At 64.2% G+C, this 16,410-nt stretch carries 13 protein-coding genes; 8 read left to right on the top strand and 5 right to left on the bottom strand.

What is annotated here, in order from left to right:
* The first annotated feature begins 1 nt into the window (after position 1).
* The 4 genes from EV560_RS26090 (at position 2) to EV560_RS26070 (ending at position 4,400) form a co-directional block, all read left to right on the top strand.
* The gene (locus tag EV560_RS26090) at positions 2-817 is read left to right on the top strand and encodes an ABC transporter permease (protein WP_131858757.1); all 816 of its coding nucleotides are present in this window, start codon (positions 2-4) and stop codon (positions 815-817) included.
* Positions 814-1,821 (top strand): ABC transporter ATP-binding protein, encoded by a 1,008-nt coding sequence (locus tag EV560_RS26085; RefSeq protein WP_131858756.1) that lies wholly within the window; start codon positions 814-816, stop codon positions 1,819-1,821. The genes EV560_RS26090 and EV560_RS26085 overlap by 4 nt, the downstream gene beginning before the upstream one ends.
* Positions 1,761-2,792 carry an ABC transporter ATP-binding protein gene (locus EV560_RS26080; protein ID WP_248312213.1) on the top strand — a complete coding sequence of 344 codons (1,032 nt, stop codon included), beginning with the start codon at positions 1,761-1,763 and terminating at the stop codon, positions 2,790-2,792. The genes EV560_RS26085 and EV560_RS26080 overlap by 61 nt, the downstream gene beginning before the upstream one ends.
* 1,176 nt (positions 2,793-3,968) lie before the next feature.
* On the top strand, positions 3,969-4,400 hold the full coding sequence (locus EV560_RS26070) for an OsmC family protein (RefSeq protein WP_131858881.1): 432 nt from the start codon (positions 3,969-3,971) through the stop codon (positions 4,398-4,400).
* A 1,120-nt stretch (positions 4,401-5,520) separates the two neighbouring features.
* Here EV560_RS26070 and EV560_RS26065 read toward each other — a convergent pair.
* The 5 genes from EV560_RS26065 to EV560_RS26045 are packed head-to-tail and all read right to left on the bottom strand — an operon-like array spanning position 5,521 to position 9,799.
* Positions 5,521-6,261, bottom strand: coding sequence for an amino acid ABC transporter ATP-binding protein (locus EV560_RS26065; protein ID WP_131858753.1), 741 nt, complete (start codon positions 6,259-6,261; stop codon positions 5,521-5,523).
* Positions 6,261-6,905: an amino acid ABC transporter permease gene (locus EV560_RS26060; RefSeq protein WP_131858752.1), complete on the bottom strand. Its 645-nt coding sequence runs from the start codon at positions 6,903-6,905 to the stop codon at positions 6,261-6,263. The genes EV560_RS26065 and EV560_RS26060 overlap by 1 nt, the downstream gene beginning before the upstream one ends.
* A complete protein-coding gene (locus EV560_RS26055; protein WP_131858751.1) occupies positions 6,905-7,630 on the bottom strand; it encodes an amino acid ABC transporter permease in 726 nt (241 codons plus the stop codon). Before EV560_RS26055 ends, EV560_RS26060 begins: the two co-directional genes overlap by 1 nt.
* A 22-nt stretch (positions 7,631-7,652) precedes the next feature.
* Entirely contained in the window at positions 7,653-8,834 is a 1,182-nt protein-coding gene (locus EV560_RS26050; RefSeq protein WP_165923629.1) for a pyridoxal phosphate-dependent aminotransferase, read from the bottom strand.
* A 41-nt stretch (positions 8,835-8,875) separates the two neighbouring features.
* On the bottom strand, positions 8,876-9,799 hold the full coding sequence (locus EV560_RS26045; RefSeq protein WP_131858749.1) for a transporter substrate-binding domain-containing protein: 924 nt from the start codon (positions 9,797-9,799) through the stop codon (positions 8,876-8,878).
* 194 nt (positions 9,800-9,993) lie between these two features.
* Between EV560_RS26045 and EV560_RS26040 the strand changes: the two genes are divergently transcribed.
* From EV560_RS26040 to motA, 4 genes are all read left to right on the top strand, one after another.
* The gene (locus tag EV560_RS26040; RefSeq protein ID WP_165923628.1) at positions 9,994-10,899 is read left to right on the top strand and encodes a LysR family transcriptional regulator; all 906 of its coding nucleotides are present in this window, start codon (positions 9,994-9,996) and stop codon (positions 10,897-10,899) included.
* Between the two features lie 116 nt (positions 10,900-11,015).
* Entirely contained in the window at positions 11,016-13,124 is a 2,109-nt protein-coding gene (locus EV560_RS26035) for a hydantoinase/oxoprolinase family protein (RefSeq protein ID WP_131858747.1), read from the top strand.
* 2 nt (positions 13,125-13,126) lie between these two features.
* Entirely contained in the window at positions 13,127-14,917 is a 1,791-nt protein-coding gene (locus EV560_RS26030; protein WP_131858746.1) for a hydantoinase B/oxoprolinase family protein, read from the top strand.
* 576 nt (positions 14,918-15,493) lie between these two features.
* Complete coding sequence (motA, locus tag EV560_RS26025; protein WP_131858745.1) at positions 15,494-16,351, top strand: flagellar motor stator protein MotA; 858 nt, start codon at positions 15,494-15,496, stop codon at positions 16,349-16,351.
* Positions 16,352-16,410: the final 59 nt, after the last annotated feature.

Here is a 16,410-nt window from a genome sequence, read left to right as displayed (position 1 = left end):
GATGCTGGACCGGGTCTTCCTCGGCTTCGCCGGCATCATCCTGATCCTGCTGCTCGTGGTGGTGACCTTCGCGCCGTGGCTGCAGACGCATGATCCGCTGCTGCAGGATTTCGCGGCCGCCGATCAGGGCCTCTCCGCCGAGCACTGGCTTGGAACCGACGAATACGGGCGCGACATCTTCTCCCGGCTGGTCGAGGGCGCCAGGCTGTCGATGACCATCGGCGTCGCAGCCCCGCTGATCGCCGCGATCATCGGCATCTCTCTTGGCACCTCCGCGGCTTTCTTCGGCGGCTGGACCGAGACGGTCGTGACCCGCGTCACCGACGTGATGATGTCGTTCGATCCGCTGCTGCTCGGCGTGCTGATCGTCGCGCTGCTCGGCCCCGGCGTGCAGAACCTCTCGATCGCGATCGCGGCCGCTCTGGTGCCGTCCTTCTGCCGCCTGTCCCGCGCCTCGGCGCTCTCGGTCAAGCGCGAAGCCTATGTCGACGCCTCCATCGCGATGGGGCGCGGCAGCTTCGGCACGATCTGGCTCCATGTCCTGCCGAACATCGCCGGCCCTCTCGTCGTGATGCTGACGATCTGGATTGGTTCCGCCATCAGGCTGGAGGCCTCGCTGAGCTTCATCGGCTTGGGCGCGCAGGCCCCGGCGCCGTCCTGGGGAAACATGGTGCGGGAAGGTGTCGCCGACATCTTCGGCTCGCCGCTGCCGGCGATCTTCGCCGGCCTGGCGATCACGCTCAGCGTGCTGGCCTTCAACATCATCGGCGACAGGTTGCGCGACAGGCTCGACCCCGACCGGGTGGGCGGGCGATGACGCCGCTCCTGTCGATCAGCGGGCTCGAGGTGGCGTTTCCGAGCGCGCACGGCCCGGTCCAGGCGCTGCGCGGCGTCGATCTGGAGTTGCGTGCAGGCGAATGCCTCGGCCTCGTCGGCGAATCCGGCTCCGGCAAGAGCCTGACCGCCCTCGCGATCCTCGGTCTGTTGCCTGGGGCGGCACAGGTGACCGGCGGGCAGGTCAGCTTCGACGGCGAGGATCTCTTGGCCTTGCCGCGCGCTGCCCTCGATCGCATCAGAGGGCGGCGGATCGCGATGATCTTCCAGGAGCCGATGACGGCGCTGAACCCGATCATGCCGGTCGGGCAACAGATCACCGGGCCGTTGCGGCGCCACCTCTCGCTCTCCCGCTCCGCCGCCCGCAAGCGCGCCGTCGAACTGCTCGCGCTGGTCGGTATTCCCGCACCTGACAAGCGTGTCCATGCCTATCCGCACGAATTGTCCGGCGGCATGCGCCAGCGCGTCATGATAGCGATGGCGCTCGCCTGCGAGCCGCAGATACTCATCGCCGACGAGCCGACGACGGCGCTCGACGTCACCATCCAGGCGCAGATCCTCGACCTGATCAACCGCCTGCGCAGGGAACTGGGCCTCGCGGTCGTTCTCATCACCCATGATTTCGGCGTCGTCGCCGAACTGGCCGAGCGGGTCGCCGTCATGTATGGCGGACGCGTCGTCGAGGAGACGACGACGCTGCGCCTGTTCGATGCCGCCAGCCATCCCTATTCGATAGGTTTGCTGACGGCGACGCCGGCCCTGACCGCCCCGATCGGCAATCGCCTTCCGACCGTGGCTGGAGCGGTGCCGCATCTCAGTGAGATGCCGGCCGCCTGCGCGTTCCATCCACGCTGCAAGGAGCGCTTCGACCCTTGCGATAAGCAGGTCCCCTTCCTGTTGCCGATCGAGCCCGATCATCGCGCGGCTTGCTGGGCGAGGCAGCCGTCGCCCGTGAGGCGGACCGACGGTGCGGAAGCCGTGCCATGACCGAACCGCTCCTGCGACTTGACGATCTGGAGAAGCATTTCGGGAGCGTGAGGGCGGTCGACGGCGTTTCACTCGACATCCTGCCCGGCGAGACGCTGGCGCTCGTCGGCGAGTCGGGTTGCGGAAAATCGACCCTCGCGCGCCTCGTGCTGAGGCTGACGGAACCGACAGCGGGCCATATCCGGTTCGAGGGCCGGGACATCAGCCGGCTTTCGCAGCGCCAGCTGAAATCGGTCCGCCGGGATCTCCAGTTCATCTTCCAGGATCCGTTCTCTTCGCTCGATCCGCGCATGCGCGCAGGCACGATCGTGACGGAAGCCCTGGCGATCCACGGGCTGGTCGCCGGCGGCGAGGACAGGAGAAGCGTCGCGAAACGACTGCTCGAGGCGGTGGGGCTGAGCGAGCGCCACATGAACCAGTGGCCGCGCCAGTTCTCGGGCGGCCAGCGCCAGCGCCTCGGCATCAGCCGCGCCTTCGCGATGCAGCCCAAGCTTATCGTCGCGGACGAACCCGTCTCGGCGCTGGATGTCTCGGTCCGCTCGCAGGTGATCAATCTGTTGCAGGATCTGCAGGACGAACAGGGCACCGCCTATCTCTTCATCTCGCATGACATGGCGAGCGTAAGGCACATGGCGAACAGGGTCGCCGTGATGTATCTCGGCAAAATCGTCGAGATCGCACCCAAGCAGGCATTTTTCGCCGGGCCAAAGCATCCCTATAGCCACGCTTTGCTTTCAGCCGTTCCGATCGCTCATCCCAGGGAAAAGCGCGAGCGGATTCTCCTGAGAGGCGACCCTCCCAGCCCTGCGGCCATTCCCTCCGGTTGCCGCTTTCACCCGCGCTGCCCGATCGCGCGCGACAGATGCCGGATTGAAGCCCCGGAATTGCACGAGACCGGGGAAGGTCATTTGGCGGCGTGTCACTACGCTTCATCCTGGCCCTTGAGCACAAGTTCGATCGTCCAGCCCTGACGGTGGCTCCACATCCTGAGCTCGCCCGAGTGTCGTCTCGCAGCGCAGGGAAGGCTCGCCGTCCGGCTCTCGATGCGTAGCCGCCCGGCCGACTGCTGCTACGTTGGCAAACTTCCAGTTCCGATGGCCACACCCATCACAACCGGCGAATGTCCGGTTCCCCGCAGCGCCCTAATGTCCGCAATTGGCGCAGTGCAACCACGTGGCCTTCCTACAGGGCCTTCAACGACGACGAGCATCCTCATCCGCCGGAACGGATGCCTGTGGCGTGGAACGATAGCGGAGGTTGTCGATTACTGAGTCCGAGATGCGCTCGCCCCGATCCACTACCCGTAGCGATGAACTGCCCATCGTGGGACTGGCGTGAACGAGCGCGGGCCGACTACTCCGGACGGGCGCTACTTCATCGTCGCTGGCAGACTGTGGCGATCGACGAACCCGGCGATCCCCGACGCGGAGCGCCATCGGCTTGTCGCCGAACTAATGGATGCTCGCCGTGCAGTCCAAGAGGCAAAGCGTGGGAATGGCGAGCTTCGCGCCGCCCGTGTTCGGGTCGATTCCGCGAAAGTTGCGCTTGGCGAGCGTGGACCCGTTTGGTGGGACGACGGCGCGCCTGACTGGAATCGGCACATGGCCAAGAACACGCCCTACGCGGAATGGGCGGTAGGAGTGAGGAAATGCGAGAGTTAGAGCCGGACACGATCGATGGAGCGAAAGCGGCCGTCGGCATCACCACGCGGGTCGGGACCGAAGGCTGCTTCCGCGTCGACCTGCCATTGTTCGCCGGCGATCTCAACGAGCGCCTTCTACAGACTCGTCGAGCGCCGTATTCCACATCAGGCGCGTGTGCGGATGGAGCCGGAGCCGCAAAGACGCCGTGTGAGCTTCTCGCAAGAGGCTGACGCGAAGGCGTTTGGCGAGCGTTTCGCGACGCGATTGAATTGAGGGCTCAGCGCTGCTGGAACGCGAGCCTCGCTCCGAGGGCGATGAGCCGATGACCTTGCCCTGCCACCTGCCAATTTGGCGGTGGCTATTGATCCAAACCGATCGGTCGTCACCTAACTGAGACGGGAAGGGGCGCTCGCTCAGTCCGATTGTCAGCTGTCCCGGCGAACTTGATTGGCGATGAACGCGGCATAGACTGAGTTCTCCCGCGGACAGGTAAAGGTGTTGAAGATGGCGATCAATCGGACCGGCTCGGCAATATGGTCAGGCGGCATCAAGGATGGTAAGGGCGCGATTTCCACGGAAAGCGGTGCCTTGAAGGCGTATCCCTATGGCTTTTCCAGCAGGTTCGAAGGGCAGCCGGGCAGTAACCCAGAGGAGCTTCTGGGGGCTGCACATGCCGCGTGCTTTACGATGGCGCTCTCGCTCATTCTCGGTGAGGCCGGGCTCAAGGCTGACTTGTTGGAGACGACCGCGCGGGTGACGCTCGACAAGGACAGCGCCGGCTACGCCATCACGGCAATTCATCTGAAACTCAAGGGGAAGGTTCCCGGCGCCGAGCAGGCACAATTCGCGGAGCTCGCCGGCAAGGCGAAGGCCGGCTGCCCTGTCTCCAAGGCCCTGAACGCCGAAATCTCGCTCGACGCGGAGTTGGTCGGCTGACGATTCAGTTCTTCGCCGGCGGCCTTGCTTGACCTTGCTGACCCCTGCCTGGCAACCCGCGGCGCAGTGACCCGAACTTCGGTTTCATGAAGAGCGGCGCAGTCGCGCCGCTCTCAGACGGGCATACGGCGCGGTGAGCCGCTGTCGCTCAACCCACAGCCCGTCAACATGGAAGCGTGGGCCGCGCACATACTGTTTTGCTCTCTCGCAAATCCCGCGTTGTCGAGGCCGTCTAGAGTATTTCCGCGTTTCTCCGAATCGCGAAAATTCTCTATCTATTTGTTTTGACGCATTTTCTTCACGCGAACCGGTGTCCACTTTGCTCGAAAATGCTCTAGTCCGCCGTTACGGGATCGCTATTTCTTCTCGATGTTCCAGAACAGCATGACCGGCGCTTTAAGGACGCCCCACTCACTGACCCGGCTCGCGTAGGGATGATCGAGCTGGCCGAGCACGCGAACAGTCAGCCCGATGGAACCGGCGGTATGTCGAGCTGCCTATGCGCATCGCACTGGGGAGCTTGCACCTTGCCCTTGACGTGCTGGCGTCCAACCGTTGCAATCGCCACCGTGTGGTAGCGGGAATCGTGGGAGCCGGTAATGTTTCTATCCCAACACGGGAAGCTCACCGGCGCATTGTTCGCCTTTTTCGCCTGCGCTCTTGTTCTCGATTACGTTGCTCTTGTGGAGCTGTCGGCATTCGGATCATTGGTAAAGCCGATTTTCGTTCTGGCAGGATTGGTTACAGGCGCTCTGTTCCTAGGCAGCATCATCGCGTTGGGGATCGACGAATTTAGATCCCACAGGAGACGCTAAAGTTGAGCGGCATCGCCGGTGACACGCGTATGATCTTTGGCGCCGTCCAGCATGAAACTGCTGGAGGCTAACACAGCTGAGCAGGCTGGCACGGCGGCTGTGGGTCGAGACCTACCATCCAACCGACAGCGCAGAATGTCCGCTTCCTGGCGAAGACCCCACTTCCGCTAATTGCGCAACCAGCGCGGGCGCCATAGAAGCAGCGCACGGTTCAGTGCAATCGGAGCGTACGATTGAAAGGTAGTGCTCGTCGGACCGTGAATGAAACTTGGCTTTTGTGGGTGAGTGGCCGTCGTCACCACAGCTTAAAATTTGACGAGGATCTTGTTCAGAAACTCCTTGGTTCGGTCCGCACGGGGGGCGGTGAAGAACTCCTTCACACCGCTGCGTTCGACCACCCGACCACGGTCCATGAAGATGACTTCATCGGCGACTTCCCGGGCAAACCCCATCTCGTGAGTGACGACCAGCATCGTCATGCCGCCGCGCGCGAGATCACGCATGACATAGAGCACTTCGGCGATCATCTCCGGGTCGAGAGCGGAGGTCGGCTCGTCGAACAGCATGACCTTGGGTTCGAGCGCGAGCGCCCTGGCGATTGCGGCGCGCTGCTGCTGGCCGCCGGAGAGCCGGCCGGGGTATTTGTCCGCCTGGTCGGCGATGCCGACGCGTTCGAGATAGTCGCGCGCCAGCTTTTCCGCCTGAGCCCTCGGCACGCCCTTGGCCCTGATCGGTGCGAGCGTGATGTTCTCGAGAACGGTCATGTGCGGGTAGAGCTCGAAATGCTGGAAGACCATGCCGATCCCGCGCCGTAGCTTCGGCAGGTCCGTGTTGTCGCGCACGCGGACCCCGTCGACGAAGACCTCGCCGGCCTGGAAGCGCTCCAGGCCATTGATGCAGCGCAGGAGCGTGCTCTTGCCCGAGCCGCTGGGCCCGCAGATGACGATGCACTGACCGGTCTCGACCGAGAGCGACACGCCGTCCAGCGCGGTGAACTTGTCGAAGCGCAGGCCGACATCCTCGACCCTGACGATCGGATCCGGCATCAGGCCCGTCCCTTCTCAAAGCGCCGCGCGAGCAGCGAGGCGGAATAGCAGACCACGAAGTAGATCGCGGCGACCGCGAGATACATCTCGACCGGGCGCACGGTCCGTTCCGCGATCATCGAAGTGGTGTGCAGCAGTTCGCTGTAGCCGATGACGTAGACCACGGTCGTGCCCTGGAACACGACGATGCATTGGGTGATGAGCGCCGGCATCATCGCGCGGATCGCCTGCGGCAGGACGATGAATCGCATCGTCTGGGCGTAGGTAAGGCCGGTGGAAAGGCCCGCCTGGATCTGCCGGTTTCCGACCGACTGGATGCCCGAGCGGACGATCTCCGCGAAATAGACCGAGAAGAAGACCACGAAGGCGATGATGATCGAGGTCAGGTCGTTGACGCTCTGGCCGGTGATCAGCGGGATCAGGAAATAGAACCAGAACAGGATCAGGATCAGCGGATTGCTGCGCAGCACATTGACGAAGGCCGTGCAGGCGCGGCTGAGCCAGGTCCGGTGGCTGAGCCTGCCGATCGCGATGAGACAGCCCAGCGGCAGGCTGAAGGCGATGGCGACGAAGGTCAGCTGCAGGCTGGTCAGGAGCCCCTTCAGCAGCAGCGGATAGTTGGCGGCGACGACTTTCCAGTCCATCACGCCGCTTCCCGTTCGCGCCGGATCAGGCCGGGGATGTAATAGCGCCGCTCGAGCCAGGACATGAAGACGACCACCAGGATCGTCGTGGCGGCATAGGTGAGCGAAGCAACCGTGTAGGCCTCGATGCCGCGGAAGGACCACGCCTCGATCTTGCGCGTCGTCGCCGTGATCTCGACCACGCCGATCGTGAGTGCCAGGGCGGTGTTCTTGAAAATCGTCAGGAACTCGGAGGTGAGGGCGGGGAGGATGATGCGCAGCGCATAGGGGACGATGACGAAGCGGTAGGTCTGCGTCGTGGTCAGCCCGGTCGAAAGCGCCGCCTTGAACTGGCCCGGCGGGATGGCCAGGATCGCGGAGCGGATCTGCTCGGCGACGCGCGAGGCGGTGTAGAACGAGATGCCGATGACGGCGGTCCAGTACGGAACGTAGTCGAGACGGTTCCACCACAGCCGCGTCTCCGTCGGCAGCAATTGCGGTGCGACGTAGAGCCAAAGGAAAAGCTGCACGATCAGGGGGATGTTCCGAAAGAGCTCGACATAGGCCGTGCCGATCACGCGCAGCGCCCGCGAGTTCGTGACGCGGAAGATGCCGATGACGATGCCCAGGGTCAGGGCCAGGACCCATGACAGCAAGGCGAGATGGAAGGTGGTGAGCACGCCCTCGACGATCCAGCCGAAATACGGTGACCTGAGCAGCATCCCCCAGTCGAATTCGTATTGCATGGCGGATCGGTTTCCTTCGCCCTCAGAGCGCCCGCAGGCACTCCTGCAAATGGGCGACGCCTTCCTCGATTTCCGGCAGCGGTGCATTGAAGACGAAGCGGATGTGCCCCTCGCCGCGCTGGCCGAAGACTGAGCCCGGAAGGCCGTTGACCCGGGCCCTGTCGAGAAGAAGCGCGGCGAAATCCTGCGAGGAGCGCCCGAACCCGCTGATCCTGGGGAAGGCGAAATAGGCCCCTGCCGGCATGACGCAGGTCACGCCGGGAATGGCACGCAGGCCCTCCACCAGGGCATTCCGCTGGATCTGGTAGTTCTTCATCATCTCCGGAAGCGTGAGCGTGCCCTGCACGTGGTCGCCGTCGAGCGCGGCAGCCGCGCCGGCCTGGGCGAAGGAGGTGACGCAGGTGAACATGTGCGACGAGATCATCCTGATCCGCTCGCTGATTTCGGCTGGGGCGATCACCCAGCCGACGCGCCAGCCGAACATGTTGTAGGTCTTGCTGGCGGTCTGGACCGTGATCGTTCGCGCCCGCATCCCCTCGATCGTTGCCATGCTGACATGCGCGTGGCCGTCATAGAGGAAATGCTCGTAGGCCTCGTCCATCACCACATGGAGGTCGTGCTCGATCGCGACGCCCGCGATGGCCTCGAGCTCAGCGCGTGACAGCACCGCGCCCGTGGGATTGTGCGGGCTGCACAGCACGATGACCTTGGTGCGTGGCGTGATCGCCTTCCTGATATCGGCGGCGTCGAGCCGGAATCCGTTGCTTTCATGCAGCGGCACCGGCACCGGCGTGGCGCCGGTGATGCGGATCATCGGCTCGAAGCTGAGCCAGCCGGGATCCTCCAGAATGACCTCGTCGCCGGAATCGACCAGCGCCAGCAATGTTGCGACGATGCCGGCCTTGCCGCCGGGCGTGGCGGTGATCTCCGTGTCCGGATCGACTGCGAGACCGTTCTCGCGCAGCAGCTTGCGCTGGACCGCCGCGCGGAATTCGGGGATGCCGCGCGGATCGGCGTAGAGCGAGCCCTGCGGCGAATTCATGTAGCGGGCCGCGGCGGCCTTGATATGCGTCGGCGTATCGAATTTCGAGCCGAAATCGTGGACCTTGATGCCGTTGGCCCGCAATTCGCGGATGCGGCGCATCGACATCAGGGAGGATGAGAAGCGCAGCTTCTCGATGCGCTTGGCGTAGTGGTCGAGCATGGTGCGGGTCCTGGCTGATGAAGCGGGGCGGCAGTTCGCCGCTATTTCTTCACGAGCCAGTCCTCGATGCCGAAGGCGCACTGGTTCCTCAGCACAATCTTGGTCGTTTCCGCGATCGGCAGCGAGAACCCCGCCTTTGGATTGGTCTCGCCGAACCATTCGGCCCAGAGCTTGTCGTAGCCGCCGGTGGCGATGAAGTAGCACAGCGCGTGATCGACGGTGCGCTTCCACTTCGAGTCGTTCTGGGGAAGGATGATGCCGTTCGGCGTGCACATCAGTTCCGGGCCATCGACGGCCCATTCGTCCGGGTTCTGCGCCTTGATCTGCAAGGCCTTCAAGGCGACGTCGAGGGTGACATGGGCATCGGTGCGGCCCTGCTCGAGCGCCAGGAATCCGACGGCATGGGTCGGGAAGGTGACGATCTGCGGCGGCGGCGTAATCTTGCCGGTCCGGCCCATCTCGGCCAGGAGCTTCTGTTCGACGCTGCCATTCGTCACGCCGAGACGTTTGCCACCCAGATCGTTGGCAGTGTTCACCGGCATCGACTTGCGGTGCAGCGTCTTCACGCAGACTGCGTTGTTGATGAGCGAGAAATCGACGACCTCCTCGCGCTCGACCGTCTTGCCCGTCGAACCCAGGACCCAGTCGAGGGAACCGTTGACGATCAGCGGAATGCGGGTCTCGGGCGTGACTTTGCGGAACTCCAGCGCCAGCTTGACGCCCATCTTCTGCTCGATGAGGGCGTGCAGCGCCTTGCTGAGATCGACGGCCCAGCCGGCGACTTCACCCTTCTCGTCGACATAGCCGAAAGGCGGCGTGCCTTCCTGGGCGCCGGCGATGATCCTCTTGTTCTGCAGGACGCGGTCATACTTGCTCTGGGCGCTCGCCGTGGCGATGACCGCCGGCAGCAGGCTGAGGCAGATCAGGCCGCGCAATCCGGCCGCCACGATTGGACTCACGTTCATTTCAAGCTCTCCCGGTCCGCCAACTGAAGATCATCCCCCGTCCTGTCGTCCGTGAACCACGGTGCCGAGAGGCTCCAGTTTCGCAGGATGGGTTGCGGCCGGTCGCCAAGTCCAATCCTCAATTTGGATTGGCGGCATCAGTTTTTTTTATCATGCTGCCCGGCATATGGGCGCGCATTTCTGGAGCAGCTGGCTTGATCGACCTTCGCAATCTGGAGACCTTCCTTTGGGTCGCCCGGCTGGGCGGTTTCCGGCTGGCCGCAGAGCATCTCAACACGACACAGCCGGCGATCTCCGCCCGCATCGCGCTGCTCGAGCGCGATCTTGACGTGCGGCTGTTCGAGAACCGTCCGCGCCGCGGCGTCCTCACGGCATCCGGTCTCGAACTGATGCATTATGCCGAGCGCATCCTCGCCTTGCGCGAGGAGATGGTGCATACGGTCGGCGGCGCCGCCACCCATCGGGGCGTGCTCAGGATCGGGGTGCCCGAGACCATCGTCCATACCTGGCTGGCGCTCCTGGTCGAACGGATCGCGCTCGACTATCCCTCGCTCACCCTCGACATCGAAGTCGATTCCAGCCCCAACCTGCGCGATGCGCTGTCCGCCGAGCGGCTCGACCTGGCGATGACCCACGGGCCCTGTTCCGATCCGAGGCTGAGATCGGAGCTGCTGTGCTGCTTCCCCCTGGCCTGGATGGCGGGCGAGGCCCTGGCGGACCTGCCGCGCAAGCCCGGCTTCCCGGCGCTCGCGGCGTTTCCGATCGTCACCTCCCGGCGCGGCTCGCCGGCCTATGTCGCCATCCGCTCTCTGCTCGACCAGCACGGCTTCACCAGCGCACGCATGTTCGGCAGCTCCGCGATCGCCGGGATCGTGCGCATGGCGCTCGACGGCATCGGGACCTGCGTGCTGCCGCCGGCGGTTGTGCAGAACGAGCTCCGCGACGGCCGGCTCCGGCCGCTGGAGATCGATGCGGAGCTGCCGATGCTGGATTTCTACATCAGCTTTCCCAGGGAAACAGAGGTTCCGCTGGCGCGTGTCGTCAGCGACCTCGCCATGGAGGTAGCGAGAAATTATCTCCAAGGCTTCGACAGCGCATAAAAAAAATCTATCAGGCGAATCCAAAACGAAAATTGGACCGGAATGGCCACCGGACGCGAGAGTGCCGATCCTCCACGAGCCTCCTGCCGTGGCCAGCATGATCCGGACTTCGCCGAATGGCTATAGATGCAAGATCCACCGCAAGATCGTTCCGTGTCGGGATCGATATCGGCGGGACCTTCACCGACGTCGTCGCGACCTGCGGCGATGGCGGCGTCCTGGTCAGGAAGGTCGCCTCGACGCCCGATGATTTCAGCCTTGGAAGCTCGGAAGGGCTGGCTGAACTGCTGCGGGAGAACGCGATCCTGCCTGAGGAGGTCGATGTCGTGGTCCATGCGACCACGATGGCGACGAACGCCGTGCTGGAAGGCAAGGGCGCGCTCACCGGGCTGATCACCACGGCCGGCTTTCGCGACATTCTCGAGTTCCGGCGGGTGCGCGTGCCCGAGCTCTACAACCTCGACTATGTCAAGCCGGAGCCGCTCGTGCCGCGGCAGTTGCGGCTCGAGGTGCTGGAGCGGCTGGGGCCGGGCGGCGAGGTCCGGGTACCGCTGGACGAAGCCTCGGTCGAGCGTGCGGCGATGCGGCTGAAGCGGGCCGGGGTCAAGGCCGTCGCGGTCTGCCTGCTCCATTCATATGCCAACCCGGTCCATGAGAAGCGCATCCGGGAGATCGTTGAAACGGTCTTTGCCGATGACGTCTTCGTCACCTGCTCGCACGAGATCCTGCCGGAGATCCGGGAATACGAGCGCACCAGCACGACCGTGGTGAATGCCTATCTCGGCCCCGTCATGCGCCAGTACCTGCAGCGGCTGGAGCAGCGGCTCGGGGCTCTCGGCGCCGGCCGGTCGTTGCATGTCATGACCTCGGGCGGCGGGCAGATGAGCCTCCGCTCGGCGATGAACAAATCGGCCTATCTTGTCGAATCCGGTCCGGCGGCAGGGGTGATCGCGGCCGCCAGAACGGCCAGGCGCCTCGACCTGCCCAATATCATCACCTTCGACATGGGCGGCACCACCGCCAAGACCGCCATCGTGGAGAATGCCGAGCCGGCCAAGACCAGCGAATTCGAGGTCGGCGCGGGCATCAACCTGTCGAGCAAGCTGGTCAAGGGCGCCGGCTACGCGATCAAGCTACCCTTCATCGACGTCTCCGAGATCGGTGCCGGCGGCGGCAGCAAGATCTGGTTCGACAAGGGCGGAGTGCTGAAAGTCGGCCCCGACAGTGCCGGCGCGGCGCCGGGCCCGGTCTGCTACGGGAAGGGTGGCACCGTCGCCACGCTGACCGACGCCTTCCTGGCTCTGGGCTACATCAATCCGCGCTTCCTCGTCGGCGGCGCGCTCGGCCTCCAGGCCGAGAAGTCGTTCGCGGCCCTGCAAAGCCAGATCGCGGACAGGCTGGAGAAGCCGGTTAGGGACGCTGCCCATGGCGCGGTCACGGTCGCGATCGCCAACATGGTGCGCGCCGTCAAATCCGTCTCGACCTATCGTGGTCGCGATCCGCGCGACTACACGCTGATCGGGTTCGGTGGCAACGGCCCGATCGTCGCCGCGATGATCGCCCGCGAATTGTCGATGTCGCGCGTCCTCATTCCACCGAATTCCGGCGTGCTCAGCGCCTATGGGCTGCTGGTAGCGGATCACGAGCATGAACTGGTCCGATCGTTTCCGGGTCGCACGGCCGAGATCGACCCGCTGGAGCTCGACGCCGGCTACCGCGCGCTGGCGCGCCAGGCGGTCGAGACGCTGACCGCAGAAGGTTTCGCCGAGGCCGAAATCGAAGTCCGGCGCTTCGCCGATCTGCGCTATGTCGGCCAGGCCTACGAGCTCTCGGTTCCGGTCGCAGCAGGACGGCCGCTGGTGATGGCCGAGATCGACGAGGCGTATCACCAGGAGCATCTGCGGAGCTATTCGCATATGTCGCGGGCGGAGCCGGTCGGGCTCGTCAGCATCCGGGTCATTGCCAGCGTGCGCTCGCCGGACCAGGGCGCGCGCACGCTGCCGGGAGGCGAGGCCGGCTCCGGCGCGCCGGTGACCAGGGAGGTCTATTTCGGCCCCGGTCCGGGCTTGTGGACGACACCGGTTCTGCGCCGCGCGGACCTTCTCGGCGTCGCCAGCGCCGGCCCGCTCATCATCGAGGAATATGATTCAACCTGTGTCATTCCACCGGGGGCGACGGCGACCGTTGACCGCTGGAACAACATCGTCATCGAGCTCGGGAACTGATCATGCGCAAGCGCTTCGACCCGATCACGCTTGATGTCATCCAGAACGCGCTGGGCTCGATTGCCGACGAGCTGGCGCTGGTCATCATGCGATCCGCCTATTCCAACATCGTGCGCGACTCGATGGATTACTCGACGGCCGTCTGCGACCATGAGGGCCGGACGATCGCGCAGGGGCTGACCACCCCGGTGCATCTCGGCTCCTTTCCCGACGCCCTGCGGACGCTCGTGCGCGAATATGGATCGCGGATGGCGCCGGGCGATATCTTCCTCTTCAACGATCCCTACGAGGCCGGCGGGATGCACCTGCCGGATTACTACGTCATCAAGCCGGTCTTCGTGAACGACCGTGTCGAGGGCTACATCGCCACGCTGGCGCATCAATGCGATGTCGGTGGCATCGCGCCCGGCGGCATGGCGGTGTACGGCACGGAGATCTACCAGGAAGGCATGCGGATCCCGATCCTCAAGCTCCACGAGGCCGGAGTGCCGAACGAGGCGATCTTCAAGCTGGTCGCCTTGAACTCGCGCCAGCCCGTCGAGGTGCTCGGCGATCTCCGCGCCCAGCTCGCGGCCTGCGGCAATGGCGAGAAGGGCCTCAAGGCCCTGATCGAGCGCTACGGTGCCGAGGAGTTTCGCTTCTACACGCAGGAACTCCACGACTATGCCGAGCGGCTGATCCGGGCCGAGATCGGCGCCTTGCCCGACGGCACCTACGAGTTCGAGGATTTCCTCGACGGCCTCGGCGAGAATCCGGAGCCGATCCGCTTCAAGGTCGCGCTGACGATCGCGGGCGATCAGGTCATCGTCGACTGGACCGGCACCTCGCCGCAGGTCAAGGCGGCGATCAACGGGCCGATGCCGACGACCAATGCCATGGCCTATCTGGCCGTGCGCTGCGCCATCGGCGCGACGATCCCGAACTGCGAAGGCTATATGCGCGCCATCACCGTCAAGGCGCCGAAGGGGTCGATCGTCAATCCCAACGAGCCGGCCGCCTGCGGCGCTCGCGGCGTGATCTGCTTTCGCATGTACGAGGCCATGCTCGGGGCCTTCGCCCAGATCCTGCCGCAGCGCATTCCCGGCGCCAGCGAGGGCGGCTCCTCCGCCCCGCACATCGCGGGACGGACCAGACAGAACAAGCCCTTCATGATCTCGGGCGGCCTGATGGGCTGCTGGGGCGGCAGTGCCGCGCGCGATGGGCAGGAGGGCATCTCGAATCCCGCGGCCAATCTCGGCAATGCGCCGATCGAGATCGTCGAGGCGCGCCTGCCCGTGGAGATCACCTGCTACAGCTTCGTGCAGAACTCCGGCGGGCCGGGGCGACATCGCGGCGGGGCAGCCCTGATGCGGGGCTATCGTCTGCTGGAGGACGAGGCGGAGCTGATCATGCGCTCGGACCGCCGCGACATCCTACCCTACGGGCTCTTCGGCGGCTTGCCGGGAACGCCGTCCTGGAACCTGATCAATCCAGGGCCCAACCAGAAGGTGCTTCCGGTGTGCCCGATGGAGAGCACCCCGATGAAGAAGGATGACGTCTTCGTCCATATCCAGGCAGGGGCGGGCGGCTATGGCGACCCGCTGGAGCGGGCTCCCGAAAAGGTTCTGGCTGATGTCGTCAAGGAGCTCATAACGCGTGAATACGCGGCGGACGTCTATGGCGTCATCATCGAAGACCATGGCGTGGACGCGGCGGCAACCGCACAGAAGCGCGCGCAGTTGGCAGAGAGTGGAACATACCGAAACGCCTATCTCACTCACTTCGCTAATGAGGTCGGCACGTCCCGGTCATAGACCCATTTGCTGCATGGTTGTTTGAACGTGCACTGCCACAAGGCAATGCTTCCGCCTAGGGAATTCGTGCCTTGGCTGAGAGGCGCTTGGGGTGGGGACGGACGGTACGACGAACCAGCAACAAAGTCCGACTTGGGTCGGGAGCTGCCGTCCAACCGTCAGCGCGGAACGTCTGCTCCCTGGCGAGGAGCCAACTTCTGCTAGAGCATTTCCGCGTTTCTTCGAATCGCGAAAATGCTCTATCTATTTGTTTTGACGCATTTTCTTCACGCGAACCGGCATCCACTTCGCTCGAAAATGCTCTAATGGCGCAGCGCGGCCCCGAGCCACGGCCAACGTCGAGTGACCAGCTTGGGTGGAGAGCTGAACTTCGCCGGATCCCCTCGGATCGGCGGCATCGCGCCACAACCTGGGCCTATCCTGCCGCCCCAAGCCTCAAAGCCTTGGCCGGAGGAGGGCGCTTACAGCCTGCGGGCCAATGCCCGTAAACTCAGCCTTAACCTTAATCGTTCATTTCCTCGGATCAGTAGTGGCTTCGCGTGGGCTGTACCTGCTGCGGTGCGAGGGTGACAAACCATGCGGCTGATCGTCGGCACAATCATCGTCTTCGTCTGCGTCTTCGGCAGCTACGCGGCGATGGGTGGCCACCTCGAGGTTCTTTGGCAGCCGTTCGAGTTTGTCATCATCCTCGGTGCGGCGATCGGTGCCTTCATCATCGGCAACCCCGGGCCGGTGCTCAAGGCCGTGCCCGCCATGCTCGGCACGCTCGTGAAGGGCACCAAGTACAAGCAGGAATGCTATGTCGAACTGCTGGGGATGCAGTACTCATTATACAAGCTTGTGAAGCAGAAGGGCATGCTCGCGGTCGAGGAGCACATTGAGAATCCGAGCAATTCGACGTTGTTCAATGCCTTCCCGACTTTTGCGGCGAACCATCACGCGGTCGAGTTCGTCTGCGACTACATGCGCATGTTGACGATGGGGGCCAACAACGTCCACGAGATCGACGCTCTCATGGACGAGGAACTGGAGACTCACCACCAGGAGCAGGAGCGTGTCGTTGCGGCCATGCAGTCGATCGCCGACGGAACACCGGCGCTCGGCATCGTCGCCGCCGTGCTCGGCGTGATCAAGACGATGGGGTCGATCACCGAGCCGCCGGAGGTGCTGGGACATCTGATCGGCGGCGCGCTCGTAGGCACCTTCTTCGGCGTCTTCGTCGCCTATGGCTTCTTCGGGCCCATGGCGCAGTCGCTCAAGGGCATCTTCGAGGCGGAATCCAAATACTACCTTTCACTCAAGGCGGGTCTCCTCGCCCATATCAACGGCCAGCCGCCGGTGATGGCGGTCGAATTTGCCCGCAAGGCTCTGATGAGCGACGTCCGCCCGACCTTCGCCGAAGTGGAAGCGGCAACCGCCAATCTGCCCGCCTAGAGCATTTCCGCGTTTCTGCGAAACGCGTAAATTCTCTATCCCTTTGTTTTAACGCATTT

Origin of the sequence: Allobosea sp. BK604, from assembly GCF_004341515.1 — a bacterium.
Lineage (GTDB): Bacteria > Pseudomonadota > Alphaproteobacteria > Rhizobiales > Beijerinckiaceae > Allobosea.
This window is presented reverse-complemented; position numbering and strand designations above follow the sequence as displayed.